At 62.5% G+C, this 16585-nt stretch carries 12 protein-coding genes and 1 pseudogene; 6 read left to right on the plus strand and 7 right to left on the minus strand.

What is annotated here, in order from left to right; genetic code table 11:
• The first annotated feature begins 21 nt into the window (after positions 1–21).
• Positions 22–1437, plus strand: coding sequence for an FAD/NAD(P)-binding protein (locus AC1DPR_RS18950; RefSeq protein ID WP_477816883.1), 1416 nt, complete (start codon positions 22–24; stop codon positions 1435–1437).
• 71 nt (positions 1438–1508) lie between these two features.
• Here the strand turns inward: AC1DPR_RS18950 and AC1DPR_RS18955 are convergent, their stop codons facing one another.
• On the minus strand, positions 1509–3125 hold the full coding sequence (locus tag AC1DPR_RS18955) for an ABC transporter substrate-binding protein (RefSeq protein ID WP_018859513.1): 1617 nt from the start codon (positions 3123–3125) through the stop codon (positions 1509–1511).
• A 297-nt stretch (positions 3126–3422) separates the two neighbouring features.
• On the opposite strand from AC1DPR_RS18955, the gene AC1DPR_RS18960 reads away from it, so the two are divergent.
• The gene (locus AC1DPR_RS18960) at positions 3423–4433 is read left to right on the plus strand and encodes a LysR substrate-binding domain-containing protein (RefSeq protein WP_018859514.1); all 1011 of its coding nucleotides are present in this window, start codon (positions 3423–3425) and stop codon (positions 4431–4433) included.
• Positions 4434–4455: 22 nt separating this feature from the next.
• Here AC1DPR_RS18960 and AC1DPR_RS18965 read toward each other — a convergent pair whose 3' ends face one another.
• Genes AC1DPR_RS18965 through AC1DPR_RS18990 form a run of 6 tightly spaced genes read right to left on the minus strand, consistent with a single transcriptional unit; the run spans position 4456 to position 10782 of the window.
• Entirely contained in the window at positions 4456–5304 is an 849-nt protein-coding gene (locus tag AC1DPR_RS18965; RefSeq protein WP_018859515.1) for an NADPH-dependent oxidoreductase, read from the minus strand.
• A gap of 21 nt (positions 5305–5325) precedes the next feature.
• Positions 5326–6651, minus strand: a complete 1326-nt coding sequence (locus tag AC1DPR_RS18970; RefSeq protein WP_018859516.1) for an LLM class flavin-dependent oxidoreductase — start codon at positions 6649–6651, stop codon at positions 5326–5328.
• Complete coding sequence (locus tag AC1DPR_RS18975; RefSeq protein ID WP_018859517.1) at positions 6648–7868, minus strand: acyl-CoA dehydrogenase family protein; 1221 nt, start codon at positions 7866–7868, stop codon at positions 6648–6650. Before AC1DPR_RS18975 ends, AC1DPR_RS18970 begins: the two co-directional genes overlap by 4 nt.
• Before the next feature lie 13 nt (positions 7869–7881).
• Entirely contained in the window at positions 7882–8223 is a 342-nt protein-coding gene (locus AC1DPR_RS18980) for a DUF3088 domain-containing protein (RefSeq protein ID WP_018859518.1), read from the minus strand.
• A gap of 10 nt (positions 8224–8233) precedes the next feature.
• The gene (locus AC1DPR_RS18985; RefSeq protein ID WP_477816884.1) at positions 8234–9592 is read right to left on the minus strand and encodes an LLM class flavin-dependent oxidoreductase; all 1359 of its coding nucleotides are present in this window, start codon (positions 9590–9592) and stop codon (positions 8234–8236) included.
• 11 nt (positions 9593–9603) lie between these two features.
• The gene (locus tag AC1DPR_RS18990) at positions 9604–10782 is read right to left on the minus strand and encodes an acyl-CoA dehydrogenase family protein (RefSeq protein WP_018859520.1); all 1179 of its coding nucleotides are present in this window, start codon (positions 10780–10782) and stop codon (positions 9604–9606) included.
• A 351-nt stretch (positions 10783–11133) separates the two neighbouring features.
• On the opposite strand from AC1DPR_RS18990, the pseudogene AC1DPR_RS18995 reads away from it, so the two are divergent.
• The 4 genes and pseudogenes from AC1DPR_RS18995 to AC1DPR_RS19010 all read left to right on the plus strand — a co-directional run bounded on the left by AC1DPR_RS18995 (position 11134) and on the right by AC1DPR_RS19010 (position 16487).
• A pseudogene (locus AC1DPR_RS18995) lies at positions 11134–12733 on the plus strand (ABC transporter substrate-binding protein).
• A gap of 18 nt (positions 12734–12751) precedes the next feature.
• The gene (locus tag AC1DPR_RS19000; protein WP_477816885.1) at positions 12752–13837 is read left to right on the plus strand and encodes a rhodanese-like domain-containing protein; all 1086 of its coding nucleotides are present in this window, start codon (positions 12752–12754) and stop codon (positions 13835–13837) included.
• 92 nt (positions 13838–13929) lie between these two features.
• Entirely contained in the window at positions 13930–15183 is a 1254-nt protein-coding gene (locus AC1DPR_RS19005; RefSeq protein ID WP_477816886.1) for an acyl-CoA dehydrogenase family protein, read from the plus strand.
• The gene (locus AC1DPR_RS19010) at positions 15180–16487 is read left to right on the plus strand and encodes an NtaA/DmoA family FMN-dependent monooxygenase (protein WP_026372094.1); all 1308 of its coding nucleotides are present in this window, start codon (positions 15180–15182) and stop codon (positions 16485–16487) included. Before AC1DPR_RS19005 ends, AC1DPR_RS19010 begins: the two co-directional genes overlap by 4 nt.
• Positions 16488–16585: the final 98 nt, after the last annotated feature.

Consider the following 16585-nt stretch of genomic DNA (forward strand, 5'->3'; position numbering starts at 1 on the left):
GCCGGTGGGAGAGGAGGTCTATTGCGCATCGATCGTATTCCGCATCACTCCGTTGCCATTGTCGGCGGGGGCTTCGGCGGGGCGCTGACGGCGCTCAAGCTGCTCGACCAGACCGAAGTTCCGCTGGCGATCACCATTATCGAGCGACGCGAGGAGCTTGGTCGGGGTGTTGCCTACAGCACGCCCGATCCGGCCCATCTCGTGAACGGTCCGGCTGAAATCTTCTCCCTCTATCCCGAGGATCCCGGCCATCTCTCGCGCTGGCTCGTCGAGAATGGCCCGGCCTACGGCTGGACGCCTCCCGCCGAGGCGGGCACAAGCAGCCCGCCGCGTTACCTCTATGGAACCTATGTCCGTGACGAGCTCGCGCGTGCGGTCGCGAACGCGCGGCTCGGTTCGACGCTAAGGCATATCCGGTCGTCGGCATCCGGGCTGGTGGCAACGCCGAGCCGGATCCGCATTACCACGGCTGACGGTACCTCTGTGGAGGCGGATGAGGCCGTGCTGGCCCTTGGCGTTTTCCAACCGCGCCTGTCGGCCGCCGAGGCTCAACTCGCCGGTCACCCGCGTTTTGCAGCCAATCCGTGGGACGCACTGGCGCTCGACCGTCTGAAAGGCTGCGAGGAAATTCTCCTGATAGGTTCGAGCCTGTCGATGGTCGATGCCGTGGCCAGCATGGAGGCGCGGGGTTATCGCGGCCGCTACCGCGTGATATCGCGCCGTGGCCAGTTCGTGGAGGGTCGCAGGACTGTCGACGCAGCGCGCGACTTTCTGGCCGATGGCCCGTTGCCATCAACCGCGCGCGAACTGTTGTCGCGCGTCAAGGCGGAACGACGGTCGATTTCGGCTGAGGGTGCAGACTGGCAAGGGCTGCCCTTGGCGATCCGCCCCCATATTCTCTCGCTGTGGCAAGGGGCCAGCGATCGTGAGCGTCTGCGGTTCACCCGGCATCTCAGGGCCTTCTGGGACGTTACCGCGCATCGCTCGGCGCCGGAAAGCCACGCGATTATCGAGCGGGTGATTTCGGAAGGTCGGCTGGAGCATGGCCGCGCCCGTATCCTTGGATTTGCCGTTGAGGGCAGCGAGATCACCGCCAGCCTGAAGACAGCGACAGGCGTTGAGACGGTGCCCTTCGACGGCGTGATCGATTGTCGTGGCCATCAGTTGCATGATTGGCGCCGGGTATCCGACCCCTTCGTGAAGAGCCTGCTCGCGAGCGGCGAGGTTCGCCCTCACAGCACCGGCTATGGCATTGATGCGACGCCGGCGGGTGATCTCATCAACGAGGAGGGGCTCGTCCACCGTAATCTCAGCGCCATCGGCCATCCGCTGCGGGGCGTTGCATGGGAGTCGAGTTCGATCACCGAGCAGCGCGCCCAGGCGATTGCACTCGCCGATCGTATCCTCACGAAATTCACGCCCGTCCGCGTCGCGTGATCTCATCTCCAAAAGCAAAAGGGGCGCATCGACGATGCGCCCCTTTCCTGTGCAGGTCCTGCCGCCGCACCTCAGCCTTCGCCGTCCTTGATGTAGACATCAGCGAAGTTGGACTGCACACCCTCGGCCCCGATCGTGTGGTTTTTGACCCGCTTGTTGAAGACGGTGACGTTCTCCAGTGAAATCAGGTTCACCACCGGCACTTCGTCGGCAACGATCTTCTCGAAGGCGAAGAATTGCTGCTTGCGTTTCGCATCGTCGATCTCGACGGATGCGGCTTCGAGCAGCTTGTCCACCTCCGGGTTGTTGTAGTGACTGGCGTTCGAGAACGGCAGGCCGAGCTTGAAATTCTTCGACCAGTAGATGCGCTGCACGCCAAGCGTTGGATCGAACTGGTTGCCGAGATATTCGGCCGTCACGTCGAAGGCACGGTCGGTGTAGACCTTCTTGATGTAGGTGGAGAAGTCGTAGGAATCGATCGTGGCGTTGATGCCGATGCGCGTCAGGTTCTGCTTCAGATATTCGGCGACCCGCTTGAAGCCTTCGTTGTAGGAATTGTGGGTCAGTCGCAGGTTGAAGCGGACGCCGTCCGCTCCGCGCTTGTAGCCGGCCTCGTCGAGCAGCTGTTCAGCGGCTTTCAGGTCGAAGGCGTAGGGCTTGATCGAGGTGTCGAGATAGCGCGGCAGGAAGGTGCTGATCGGGGTCGGCGAAACATGGCCGTAGCCGTACCAGACGGTGTTCAGGATGACGTCGAGGTCGATGGCGTGGGCGATCGCGCGGCGAACGCTGACATTCTTCAGATACTCGTTGTCGAGATTGAAGATCAGCTGCGTCTGGTCGCCCTTGGTCTCGTAGCCGCGTGAATCGACGGCAATGTTCGGCAGTGCCTTCACACGTTCGAGATCGCTCAGCGGAATGGGATTGTCGCCGCCGATATCGAATTCGCCGGTCTCAAAACCGGCGGCGCGGGCCGCGCCATCAGGCACGAAGCGCACAATGACCTGGTCGAGATAGGGTTTGCCGGCGTCCCAGTAATCAGGATTGCGCTCGAGGATGATATGCGATCCGCGTACCCACTCCTTGAAGACGAATGGCCCCGTGCCGATCGGGGCACTGCCATTCGGATTGGTTGGGACGTCAGCGATCTTGACGCCGTCATAGACGTGCTTGGGCACGATCGGCGACTCGGCCCCGTAGAGAGCACTCAGCAGATAGGGCGCCGGTTTGGAAAGCCGGATCACGGCGGTCAGCGGATCGGGCGTTTCGACCTTCGTGACATTGGCGAAGGTGCCGCGGCCACGCGGGTGGACCTGCTTCAGAAGCTCGATGGAATAAGCAACGTCGTCCGATGAGAAGGGCTTGCCGTCATGCCACTTCACGTTCGGGCGGAGCTTGAAGGTGTAGTTCAGTCCATCGTCGCTGATTGACCATTCCGTGGCGAGCTGTGGCTTCGGTGTCAGATCGAAGTCGTAGGTCAAAAGACCTTCGGTGATCTTCGGGCTGACTTTCTGGGTACCGCCAGCCGTGTGGGCCAGCGCCAGGATCGTCGGCGGCTCCGGCTCGACGATGAAGTTCAAGGTGCCGCCCTTTGTCGGTGCCGCAGTCCCGGCGAAGGCGTTAAGCGGTAGGAACGCTGTAAGACCTGTCGCGGCAAGAAGCTTGTTGAGCTGGCGTCTGCTGATGTCCATGAATACCCCCTGAATTGCGATTAAAATGCCTCTGTCGAAGCATCGTCGCGGCAATCATCGGGCAGCGTGGCGCAAAACCGGAAGAATGTTTTTCTCCGCGTCCGGGAAAGGAAAACTTCGCGCCAGTGCGTCGGCAGGTAGTCGATCCATTTAATCTACTAAAAATATAGACAATTTCCGAAAATGAGTTTTTGCATCTCTGATCGAGGTCTGCAGCGCAAGAAAATGTTCCGCCGGCAGGGTTGGAAGGAAAGCCGGTTCTCGTCTTCATGGGGCGGTTTGTGGTGCAATCACGCAATGAGCACCTTTGCCGACTCCCGCAGAAAAGCAATCCAACCCACGCTTGCGCGGCTGCCGCCGTTGACGTCGCTGCGGGCCTTCGTCGCGACGGCGCGACATCTGAATTTCGTTCGTGCTGCCGAAGAGTTGCATGTGACGTCGGCTGCGGTCGGTCAACAGATCCGCCTGCTGGAGGACTACCTTGGCCAACCGCTTTTCAACCGGGTGCGTGGCCAGTTGCATCTGACGCCGGCCGGGTTGGCATTGGTGCCCGGACTGACCGGTGCCTTCGATGCTGTTCTGGCCGCCATGGCTCATTTCGTGCAGAGCGATCATGAACAGCCGATCCGCGTTTCGGTCGCCCCGTCCTTCGCCAGCAAATGGCTGATCCCGCGCCTCGATGCGCTGCGGCGAGCAGCTCCGGGCCTTCAGGTCCTGGTCGACGCGTCGACCAAGCTGACGAACCTCGATGCCGGCGACGCCGATTGCGTGATCCGCTACGGCAGCGGTCCATATCCGGGGCTCATCGTCGATCATCTCTTTTCCGAGGCCGTGCTGCCGGTCTGCAGCCCGGAGTTTGCCGATACGCATGGGCTGTGGGGCAATCCGCAGGCGATCGAAGATGTGCCGCTGCTGCATGAGGAGGGCGCCGAGCATGATCAATCCTGCCCGGATTGGGGTGGATGGTTGCGCGCCGCCGGGCTTTCCTACCTGCCGTCGCAGGGTGGGTTCCGCCTCAACCATTCCTCTCTTGTACTCGATGCCGCGCTGGCAGGGCAGGGGCTGGGGCTCGGCAAGATCAGGCTGGCGGAAGCAGAGATCCGCTCGGGGCGACTGGTCTGCCCCTTTGGCGTACCGCAGCCGGTCAGTTCCTCCTACTTCTTCGCCACCACGGCGCATGCGGCGCGACTGATGCGCGTCGATCTGTTTCGCGAGTGGTTGCTTGCCGAAGCGCGGGCCTTGCAGACAATGGACGAGATCATCGCGCGCCGCATCCGGCCGGCCGCCGACATGATGGCGGCCGAGTAACGTCGTCCCGGACGCCTTGCCTCTACTTGAGTGGGAAGCCCAGCCTGCGCGCGGCCGCGGCTAGCACGTGCCGGCCCTTCAGCGCCTCGACCGTGCCAATACGATTGCCGACCTGATCCGTCCAGTCGATCGCCGGCATCGCCTGCTCCGCCTGGAAGCTTCTCAATGCCTTGTTGTAGCCGGCAAGATCCCGCGCCCGGGCGCCATCCGCATATTGTTCTCGATGCAGGATCGTCGACTGCGGCAGGCGTGGTTTTACACCGGCAGGTTGCGCCGGATCGGGAAAGCCGACCGTAAGGCCGAAGACCGGGAAGACGCCGTCCGGCAAGGCGAGTTCCCGGGCCACCGTTTCCGGATCGTTGCGGATCGCGCCGATGTAGCAGGTCCCGAGCCCGAGCGATTCAAAAGCAACGACCGCGTTCTGTGCTGCAAGAGCCGCATCGATCACACCAAGCAGAAAGCTCTCGATATAGTCGAGACCTTCTCCCGCCGAGCCGCCGTCCACAGCGATCGCCCGAGGCCGGGCAAGATCGGCGAGCCAGACGAGCAGGAGAGGTGCCTGGGCGATCTGGCGCTGGTTGCCGGCAACGGCGTTCAGGCGGTTACGGCGCTCGGGGTCCTCGACGGCGACAACGCTCCATGCCTGCAGGTTGGAGGAGCTGGCAGCCGATTGTGCGGCGGCAACGGCAAGTTCGACTGCGGTGTGTGGAACCGGATCCGGCAGATAGCTGCGCACGCTACGGTGGGAGAGCAGCGTATCGATCGCTTCGTTCCATTCGCTGCCGAGGTGCTGCACCTGGCGATAGCGTTCGGCTGATAGCGCCGCCAGCCGGTCGGTGCCGGTTGGCTTTGCCGCAAGGGATGGTGTCATGGGAGTGTCCTTTCCGGGTCGCTATTCCGCCGCGCTGGCGTAGGGGTTGTGTGGTCGCGTTAGGCCAAGGTGATCGCGCAATGTGCGGCCAGCGTATTCGTGCCTGAACAGACCGCGGCGACGCAGGATCGGAACCACTTCATCGACGAAGACTTCAAGCCCATGCGGGAGCACATCAGGCATGAGGTTGAAACCATCAGCCGCACCGGCGGTGAACCATGTCTCGATATCATCAGCGATCGCGGCCGGCGTTCCGACAATCGTGCGATGCCCGGTGCCGCCGTTGAGCGCGCGTATCAGGCCTCGAACGGTCAATCCCTGCCGCCGCGCCAGCGCCAACGTGGCGTGGAAGAACGTGTGCCCGCCGTCAGCCGGCAGCGGTATGTCCTCAGGCAATGGCTTGTCGAGTTCGAGCTTCTTCTGATCGACCTGCAGGACGCCGGCCAGCCGGGCAAGGCTGTACTCCAGCGGAATAAGGTCGCGCAGCTCTTCCTGTCTGCGCCTTGCTTCCGCTTCGGTGCTGCCGATGATGGTGGCGAGGCCCGCAAGCACAAGGATGCTGTTTTCCGGGCGGCCGTAACGAGCGGCGCGACGGCGCAAATCCCTGGCGTAATCCAGCGACTCTTCGAAGGATTGCGAGGCGGAGAACACGGCTTCGGCATGTTCGGCGGCGAGCTCGCGCCCGTCGTCTGATCCGCCCGCCTGCACGAGAACCGGGTGCCCCTGTGGCGGGCGCGGGATATTGTGCGGCCCATGCACGGAGAAGTGCTTGCCGTTGTGAGCGATCGGATGCACGCGGCCGGGATCGACGAAACGTCCCGTCGCGACGTCGCCGACGAAGGCCTCTTCCTCCCAGCTGTCCCATAGCGCCTTGACCACGGAGGCAAATTCGCCGGCCCGCTCATAGCGGCTCGCATGGGCCACGGGCTTTTCGAGGCCGAAATTCCGGCTTTGCGCCAGATCCGCGCTGGTGACGATGTTCCAGCCCGCGCGCCCGCCGCTGGCATGGTCGAGCGTCGCGAAGCGCCGGGCGATATTGTAGGGCTCGTTGTAGGTGGTGGAGGCCGTGCCGATCAGCCCGATCCGTTCCGTGCTGGCCGCAATAATCGCAAGCACGATCGTCGGTTCCAGCGAAGTCAGTGGGCGGAAGTCGATGCGGTCCGATATGGCCGCCTGGTCGGCCAGGAAGACGGCATCGAAGGTGCCTCGTTCCGCGATGCCAGCGACCTTGATGTAGTGGTTGATGTCGAAGGAGGCGCGCGGGTCGCTGCCTTCCATGCGCCAGGCTGCCGGGGAGAACCCCGAGTGCAGGATATTGATGTTGAGATGAAGCTGCCGTCGGCTCATTGGAATATCCCCGGCTCGGGATAGTCGCCAGTCAGGAACCAGGAGCCGACATTGCGGGTTTTGTACTCGGCCGGATTGTGAAGCGTGTGGATACGGACGTTGCGCCAGAAACGGTCGAGGCCGTAGGGCCGGACGGCGGAGCGAGCACCCATCACCTCGAATATTTCGCTTGTGACGTCGAGCGCCACCTTGCCGGCCAGGACATTGGCGGAGGCCACGGCGATTGCGGTGGCGCCGCGCTCCTCTGCCGTGAGCGCCGGGCCCTTGGCATAGGCCGTATCGATGGCGACCGCGGCCCTGTCGGCCAGCGCGGTTGCGGCCTGCACCTTGGTCCAGAGTTCACCGTACTGTCGCTTGATCCACGGGTCGTCCGAATGGCGTTCGACTCCGGAGTAGATCCACGGCCGAGACTTCGTGATCGTATAATCCCGCGCTGCGATCAGGGCGCCTTGCGCGCTGCCGATGAAGACGTTGAGGAGAACGCTCTGCTGTTGCTGCGGAATGAGAAGGGCAGCCGGATCCCTGGGGGGTTCCGGCAGGATCTCTTCATCCTTCACCGCCACATCCTTGTAGAGGACGCGACCGCTGCCGGTCTGCCGTTGGCCAATCCCATCCCAATCGTCGGCTATCGTTATGCCGTCGCGATTGGCGGGAATGTAGGCGAAGCTGCGGGCGTTTGTTTCCTCGTCCTCCCATGCGACCATCAAATAGTCGGCGACATGCGAGCCGGAGGCGAATGGCCGATAGCCATTCAACAGGACGCCACCTTCTATCCTTTTGCCGAAGAGGCTTTTGGAGAAGCTGTTCGTTGTATTGCCCCAGAACCACCGACCCTCGGCTGATTGCCGCAGGATCGCGGCCGATCGTTCGTCGCTGACCCCCGTCAGGGCATTCTGGATCGGGCTGAAGTGATAGCCGAACAGGTGGCCAAGCGAGCCGTCGACCTTGGCGAATTCGCGCACGATGCGCAGAGCCGTCGAATAGGGTTGTGCCTCGCCACCGAATTCCGTGGGAATGAGGAGATTGACGAGGCCGCTCTCCTTGAGAAGCCGGACCTGCTCCGTCGGCCTCCCGCCCTGTTGATCCCGCTCGACGGCATCGACAGCGAAGATGTTCCTGAGTTCGACCGCCTTGGCGAGATAGGGATCGGTCTGGTCCGGCTCGAAGAGGAGGGGAGGTAGCAGGGCTGGTTCGAAGCCTGAGGGCTTTACGGTCATCGTCTTATCTCCGTCAGTCGTGAAGTCGCGGAAAGCCATGCCGCTCGGCAAGCAGCTCGAGAATGCGGCTGGTCTTGGAGACGAAGCGCTTGCCTTTCCAGTCCGCAGCATCGGGTGGCGGGTTGGATGCGAGGACCAGCACCGGCAAGGACTGGTTTTCCTCGCCCACCGCCTCGATCACCTGCGTGCGCGGGCGAGGGAAGGGAACTCTCCGCACCTCGATGCGGGCGGCAAGTTCGGGGAAGCTCGAAAGCAAGCCCTCGATCGCGTTGCAATGGGGGCAGACGAAGGTCTGGCCGGGGTGCTTCGGATCCGAGAAGCCGGGAGCGATGAGAAAAAGCGTATCGCGGCTCATGTGTTTCCCCTTACTCGGCCGCGACTGCGCCGCGATTGACAGCATGGCTGTTTTCGGGGCGCTTGAGGCCGAGGTTTTCGCGCAACGTCGTGCCCTCATATTCATGGCGGAAAAGACCGCGGCGGCGCAGTTCCGGCACCACATGCTCGATGAAATCCGCAAGGCCACCCGGCATGATCGGCGCCATGATATTGAAGCCGTCGGCGCCATAGTTTTCGAAGCGCTCTTCCAGCGTATCGGCAATCTCGGTCGGCGTTCCCACGACCTGCCAATGGCCGCGTGCGCCGGCGATGCGAAGGTAGAGTTGCCGGATCGTCAGGTTCTCACGCCGGGCGAGGTCCAGAACCAGCGCCTGACGGCTCTTGCCAGCATTCGTCGCAGGCGGATTTTCGGGCACCGGTCCATCGAGCGGATAATCCCTGAGGTCGACGCCGGATAGCTGGGAAATCAGGTTCAACCCGACCTCCGGCTGAATGAGTTCCTGAAGGGATTCGAACTTTTCCTGGGCCTCCGCATGCGTGCGGCCGACGACCGGGAAAATGCCGGGTAGAATCTTCAGATCGTCGTGCGAGCGGCCGTATTTGGCAAGCCTTCCCTTGACGTCGGCGTAGAAGCTCGTCGCTTCCTCCAGCGTGATCTGGGCGGCAAAGATGGCTTCCGCCGTGCGGGCGGCAAGCTCCTTGCCGGGTTCGGAGGCGCCGGCCTGGACGACAACCGGTCGCCCCTGTGGCGAGCGCGGAATGTTGAGCGGGCCGCGGACCTTGAAATGCTTTCCATTGTGATCAAGGCGATGCAGCTTGGCCGGGTCGAAATAGCGGCCGCTTTCGCGATCCCGCAAGAAAGCATCGTCTTCCCAGCTGTCCCAGAGGCCGAGCACCACATCAGCAAATTCCTCGGCTCGTTCATAGCGGTCGGAATGGAGGATCTGAGCCTCGTGGCCGAAATTGAAGGCGGCGTCAGGGTCGGAGGAAGTCACGAGGTTCCAGCCGGCCCGGCCGCCGCTCAGCCGGTCGAGCGAGCCGAATTGCCGCGCGAGATTGTAGGGATCGGAGTAGCTGGTGGATGCGGTGGCGATCAGCCCGATATTGCGGGTAACGGAGGACAGCGCGGAGAGCAGGGTGATCGGCTCAAAGGGATAGACACCGCTGTGAGCCTTTCGGCTCGCAGCCTCGACATCCTTGATGCGCGCGGCGACACCGTCTGCGAAGAAAATCGTGTCGAACTTTGCCGCTTCGGCGAGCTTAGCCAGTTCCACATAGTTCTCGAATTCGGTGCCGACGGAGGCTTTCGGATGACGCCATGCGGCCACGTGATGCCCGGTGAAGAGCAGAAATGCGCCGAGTTTGATCTTGTCCTTGCGTCTCGCCATTGCGGTCCCTTTCAGCGATAGATGGCCGGCACGGGAAATTCACCAGTCAGCAGCCATGTGCCGACGGTGCGCTTCTTGTACTCGGCGGGATTGTGGAGCGTGTGCGTTCTGACGTTGCGCCAGAAGCGGTCGAAGCCGTTGGCATTGGTCGCGGAGCGGGCGCCCATCACCTCGAAGATCTCGCTGGAGACGGCAAGTCCGACTTCACCGGCATAGACGTTGGCCGTCGCGACATCGATCGCCGCCGCGCCACGGCCCGCGGCGGTCAGCGAAGGCCCTTCGGCGTAGGCAGCATCGAGGCTGCGCGCCGCCTTGTCGGCCAGCTCCGTTGCCGCCAGCGTTCGAATGTAGAGGTCGCCATATTGGCGCTTGACCCAGGGGTCGTCGGTGTGCCGCTCGACGCCGGAATAGACCCATGGCCGCGAACTCGTTGCCGTATAGCCGCGGCCTTCCTCCAGTATACCCTGCGCGCTGCCGACGAAGACATTGAGGAGCACGCTCTGCTGGAGGAGCGATGTGAGGGAGGAGTAGGGCGTCAGCGGAACGTCGGGCGAGCTGATCAGTTCGTCGTCGTGAACCTCAAGATTCACGAAGCGGACCGTGCCGCTGCCGGTCTGCCTCTGGCCGATGCCGTCCCAGTCATTCACGATGACAATGCCTTCCCGGTCGGCGGGAACGGCCGCGGTCAGCCGGGCGCCGTCGGCATTTTCCCAGGAGATCTGGATGTAATCGGCGATATGCGTGCCCGAGGAGAATGGGCGACTGCCGTTGATGATCCAGCCCGTTGCCGTCCGTTCGCCGCTCGACGTCTTCGACAAGGCGTTCCCGGAATTGCTCCAGATCCAGCCGCCGGCCGCCGAGCCGGTCAGCCATTTCTCTTTCTGCGCCGCCGAGCCGCGAAACAGGATGAGGTTGAGCGGCAGATGATGGTAGCCGAACAGGTGCGCGAGCGAACCGTCGGTCTTGGCAAACTCCCGGACGATACGCAGGATCGTCAGCCATGAGGCGCCCTGGCCGCCATATTCCCTGGCGATCTGCGCGGAGGGCAGGCCGCTAGCCTTCAGAAGCCTGATCTGCTCGACGGGGCTGCCGCCCTGTTTGTCTCTCTCGACGGCATCACGGTGGAACGACTGGCGCAGCTCGGCCGCTTTTGCCAGCAGCGTGTCGTCAGCATTTGTTTCGAACGGCATTTTGCCTCCGGGAATGACGGTGAAAGGGGCGTTCACCCCTCTATTTCCCGTCAACGGTTGGCTGGCCGGCGGTTCAAGTCCAGAAATATCTGTTTGATTTCACGGAAAGAAATTCTTTCGCCGGCGCGCTCAATTCCTGCGTTTCGTCGGGGTGCTCATCGACGAAAACATCATCCCGTCAAATCGCGGAAATTGAGTAGCTGTTCCTCTGTGGTGCGCCGACTTCGAACAATCGTTCAGACGCAATTATTCTTTCCCGGACGAGAAGAAACTTTCACTTCGGCTTTCGAGGCACAGAACTGAAGCTTCCCCTCAGCGGACCACAATCCAAACCCGAGAGGAGCTCTTCGCGTGTCCATCAACCGTCGCAGTTTCAACCAGCTGATGTTGCTTGCAAGCGCCAGCACCCTGCTCCCGTCGATCTCCTTTGGACAAGGCGCTGCACCGGCGACGGGCGGCACCTTGAACTGGCTCTACCGGGTGGATCCCGGCAATGCTCTCTTTGCCATCAACACGTCGTCGGGCACCGGCCAGGCGATCGGCCCGAAGATCGTTGAGGGCCTGCTCACCTTCGACCTCGATGTCAGGCCGCAGCCGCTCCTGGCAACGGAATGGGCGGTCTCCGATGACAATCTTCGCTACACATTCAAGCTTCGCAAGGGCGTGAAGTGGCACGACGGCAAGGACTTCACCTCCGATGACGTCGCCTTCTCGATCTTCCGACTGAAGGAAGCGCATCCGCGCGGTCGCATCACCTATCAGAACGTGGTGGCGGTCGAGACGCCGGATCCGCTCACCGCGATTATCGTGTTGTCAAAGCCTGCCCCGTTCTTGCTTGCTGCGCAGTCGAGCTCGGAATCCCCGATTCGTGCCGAAGCATATCTTCGAGAAACTGGCGCCGGGCGACGGGCAGACGCTGCAGACCGCGATCGGCACAGGCCCCTTCAAGCTGACGGAATGGGTGGCCGGCAGCCATCTGATCTTCGAACGCAATCCCGACTATTGGGATGCGGGCAAGCCCTATCTCGACCGCATCATCCTGCGCATCGTCACCGATCCGGCCGCCCGGTCCGCGGCCCTGGAGACAGGTGAAGCCGACATCGGCGACAATCCGGTGCCGCTTGCCGATCTCGACCGGCTGAAGCAGGTCCCCAATCTCATCGTCGACACGACCACCTACGTCTATTCCGGCCCGCAGCAGCAGCTGTTCTTCAACTACGACAATCCGCTGTTTGCCAAGCGCGAGGTCCGGCTTGCCATCGCACAGGCCATCAACCTGCAGGAAATCGTCGACGTCGCGCTCTATGGTTATGCGCAGGTGTCGCCCAGCCCAGTGAGCACGGCCTTGCCGCAGTGGTACGACAAGAGCGTCGTGGCCCATCCCTACGATACGGCCGCAGCCGAAAAGCTGCTGGATGAGGCGGGCTATCCCCGCAAGGCGGATGGCAAGCGCTTCGATCTCCGGCTGACCTACAACTCGTACCTGCCGCAAGGCTATGCCGATGTGCTGAAAAGCCAGCTGGAAAAGATCGGTGTCGGCATCGAGATCAAGAAATACGACCTGCCGACCTTCCTGAAGACAGTCTACACCGACCGCGCCTTCGACCTCGTCGTGGAGTCGCTTTCCAACACTTTCGATCCGTCGCTCGGCATCCAGCGCGCCTACTGGAGCAAGAACTTCAAGATCGGGCTGCCGTTCTCGAATGCCAGCCACTACGCGAATGCAGAGGCGGATGCGCTGCTCGAGGCGGCCGCGATCGAGCCCGACGAGAAGAAGCGCTGGGAGGTCTGGAGCAAGTTCCAGCACCTCATCCACGACGAAGTCGCCTCTGTCGACCTCGTCGCCGCCGGCGCCCAGATCGTCGCCAACAAGCGGGTCAAGAACTACGTCACCGGATCGCAGGGCCTCAACTGGAGCTTCGGCGATCTGTGGCTGGATCCGAACGCTTGATATCGAGGAGCAGGAAACATGTCTAAATATCTGATAGACAAGGCCACATTGATCGATTGGCTGGGCGATGAGCTGGAATTGGCGGTGCTTGATATCCGCCCGGCCGAAGACGTCGGCTATGCGTCGCCGCTGTTTGCGACGAACCTGCCGGCCGAGCGCCTGGACGTCGAACTCGACCGCTTCGTGCCGCGCCGTAGTGTTCGCACGGTTCTGGCCGATGGCGGCGACGGCAATGCCGAAGCGGCGGTCAGCCGTTTGCGGCAAGCGGGCTGGACGGATATCCACTTCTTGGAAGGGGGCATTCCCGCCTGGGTGGAAGGCGGCGAAGAGCTTCCGACATTCGATATTCCCGGTGTTCCCTTTGTCACCAGGGTGCGTGAGGAGAAGAAGACGCCGGTGACGTCCGCTGTGGAACTGAAAGCGCTGCGCGATCAGGGTCAGGACGTCATCGTCCTCGATACGCGCACGCTCGCCGAATACGAGAAGGCTCATGTGCCGGGCGCCGTCGGCGTTCCAGGAGCCGAACTGTTGCTGCGCTTCCAGGACCTCGTCCCCTCGGCGAAAACAAAGGTCGTCGTTTCCTGCGCCGGCTTGCCACGCGCCATTCTCGGAGCCCAGACGCTGATCGATGCCGGCGTTGCCAATGCCGTCTCCTATCTCGACGACGGCACGCGTGGCTGGACGGATGCCGGTTTCGAACTGGAGACCGGGCGCACCGCCTCTTGCGGTGAGCCAAGCGAAGAGGCGCGCCAATTTGCGCTTGAGCGCGGTGATAGCCTTTCTGCAAAGGACGGCCTGACGTTCATCGATCGACAGACTGCCGAGCGATGGAACGCCGATCCTGCGCGTACGACCTACCTGCTCGATGTTCGCACGCCGGAGGAATTCGCGCGCGCGAGCCTTCCCGGATCGATCTCGTCCGAGGGCGGACAGCTTCTCGGCGTGGCCTATAGGACAATCGCCGTTCGCGGCGCCCGCGTCGTGTTGATCGACGATCTGCTGGGATCGCGTGCCCGCATCGTTGCCCACTGGCTGGCCCGCCGCGGCTTCGAAATCGCGATCCTGCTTCACGATTTCGAGGCGGAGAAGCGGGCAGCCGCTTGAGGCGAGGCTCGCCTCGGCCGGAACGGGAACCGAGCCTCGGATACCGCCGTCGTCAGCCGCCGGCAGTGCGGCTTTGAATAGGAAACAACGTCATGACTGATATCAATGGGGCCTGGGGCGCGCCGCCCAGCGAACGCTTCGAGCGGCTCGCAGAAACCTTCAGGTCGGTTTTCGCCCGGATTGGCGAGCGTGCGGTCGATCGTGACCTCGCGCACAAATTGCCATTCGATGCCTATGAGTGGCTCAAAACCTCCGGCTTTTCGCGATTACGGCTACCAGTCGCGAACGGTGGCCTAGGCGCGACCTTGCCGGAACTCTTCGGCCTCATCATCGAGCTCGCGGCAGCCGATCCGAACCTCACCAATGCCTATCGGAGCCACTTCGGCTTTACCGAGGATCTGCTGAATGCACCCGAAAGCGCCTGGCGCGATGCTTGGCTGAAGAGGCTTGGGCAGGGCGAGACGATCGGAAGCGGATTCTCCGAAGTCGGCGACACGCCGCTCGGCAGCTATTCGACGCGACTGGTCCGCAATGGCGCCAACTGGCGGCTCGACGGCGAGAAATTCTACACCACCGGCTCGCTTTACGCGGACTGGATCACGCTCGGTGCGATCGACGGGGAAGGGCAGCCGATCGGCGCGCTGGTGCCGACATCGGCGCCGGGCGTCGAAATCATCGACGACTGGGATGGCTTCGGCCAGTCGCTGACAGCGAGCGGCACTGCCCGTTTCCGCGACGTCGAGGTCGCCGACGATCTGATCAAGCCAAGCGCGGTGCGATTCAGCTATTCCGGCGGGTTCTTCCAACTGGTCCACCTCGCCTCGCTCGCCGGCATCGGTCGCGCTGCGGCAAACGATCTGGCGCGGCATGTCGCCGCGAGAAAAAGGGTCTATAATCGTGGCAATGCGTCCCGATCGGCACAGGACCCCCAGGTCCAGCAGGTCGTGGGGAAGGTGAGGGGCGCTGCCTACTGTGCCGGTGCGATCGTACTGCAGGCGGCAAGGGCCCTGCAGCGGGCCTATGAGGCCAACCAGGGCGGCGATCAGGAGCAGATCGCGCTGGCCGGTCGCAATGCCGAACTCGAGGTCAGCCAGTCCGTGACCGTCGTCACCTCGCTGATCCTTGACGCCAGCACGGTGCTGTTCGACGCGTTGGGAGCATCCGCCGCCAAGCGCGGCCACGGTCTCGACCGCCACTGGCGCAACGCCCGCACGATCGCGTCCCACAATCCACGTATCTACCATGATCGCATTGTCGGTGATTTCGCCGTCAACGGTACGATCCCGGGCCCGCAGGCGGGCGTGGGCGTTGCAAGAGAAGAAGAGGCAGAACGGACTGACGCATGAGCATTGAAAAACGTCGCATGAACCTAAACGTGGGGCTGAATTCCACCGGCTATCTCGCTAATGCGTGGAAATATCGTAGCGGTGGTCGGCATGATATCAACGATCCCGCCTATTACCGGCGCTTGGCGGAAATCGCCCGCAAGGGGCTGTTCGACGCCGTGTTCTTTTCCGACCATCCCGCGTTGATGACGGAACCGCTCGGGCGCCCCTTCCACACGATCGATCCGTTGATCCTGTGTACGGCGCTAGCCGCTCAGGTACCTGATATCGGCTTTGTCGTCACGGTCTCCTCCACCTACAATTCGCCCTATAACTTCGCGCGGCGCGTCCAGTCGCTCGATATCGTTTCGGGCGGGCGCCTGATCGTCAATATCGTCTCGTCGTTCAATCCCAACGTCGCCGCCAATTTCGGCAGCGCGGCGCTTCCGCCACGCAACGAGCGCTATGCGCGTGCGACCGAATTTCTCGATGTGGCGAAGAAGCTGTGGTCGAGCTGGGACCCACGCCGCGAGAGTGAGGTTGCCTCCGATCGCTTCTGGGATAGCGCCAGCGCAATCGCGATCAATCACGAGGACGAATTCTTTCAGGTGCGCGGGCCGCTCAATGTGCCGCGCGGACCGCAGGGACATCCCGTGATTGCCCAGGCCGGCGCATCGGACGGCGGCATCGAGCTTGCGGCGCGGCACGGCGAGATCATCTACTGCAACATCCTTTCCAAACCCGCAGGGAAAGCCTTCGGCGACAAGGTGCGCGGCAGAGCTGCTGTGCTCGGCAGGGATCCATCCGGGATTCGTATCGTTCCGGGCCTTGTTGTCATCCTGGGGCCGAATCGGGAAGAGGCTCTTCGCAAGCATGAGCTTTACAGCGGCACCGGATCGGAAGATGGCCTGCTTGAACGCTTTGTGCGCGAGCATGGCTTGGACCGTGACCGTTTCGATCCGGATGCCGTGTTGGACTACGAACGCTTCGTCCCCGACCCGAACAGGCAGCAAGCGGTGGGAATGGGGCTTGGTCTATCCGACCTGCTGCGCCACGAGAAATTGACTGCGCGGCAGGCCATACGTCGTTCAGAGGGGCATCATCGGCTTTTGCTCGGCACTCCGGAGGAGGTAGCAAACGAAATGATAGACTTTTGGGAAGACGGCACGGTCGATGGCTACACTCTGCAACCGCCTCGGGCGCCGGACGACATCATTGAGTTCGTAGACAAGATCATCCCGATCCTTCAGGATCGAAACGTGTATCCCCGCCAATACGAGGGGCAGACGATACGCGACCGCTACGGTCTGCCCAATCCGCAGTGAAACGAAAGAGAGCGAAACTTGCTTCCGGGCGCATAAGTGAGGTTTTCCTCTGCCGGTAAACATTGCAAGTCTCCGTGCCATCAGGCCCCCGCAACCAA

It is taken from the genome of Rhizobium sp. 01T417 (assembly GCF_056398905.1).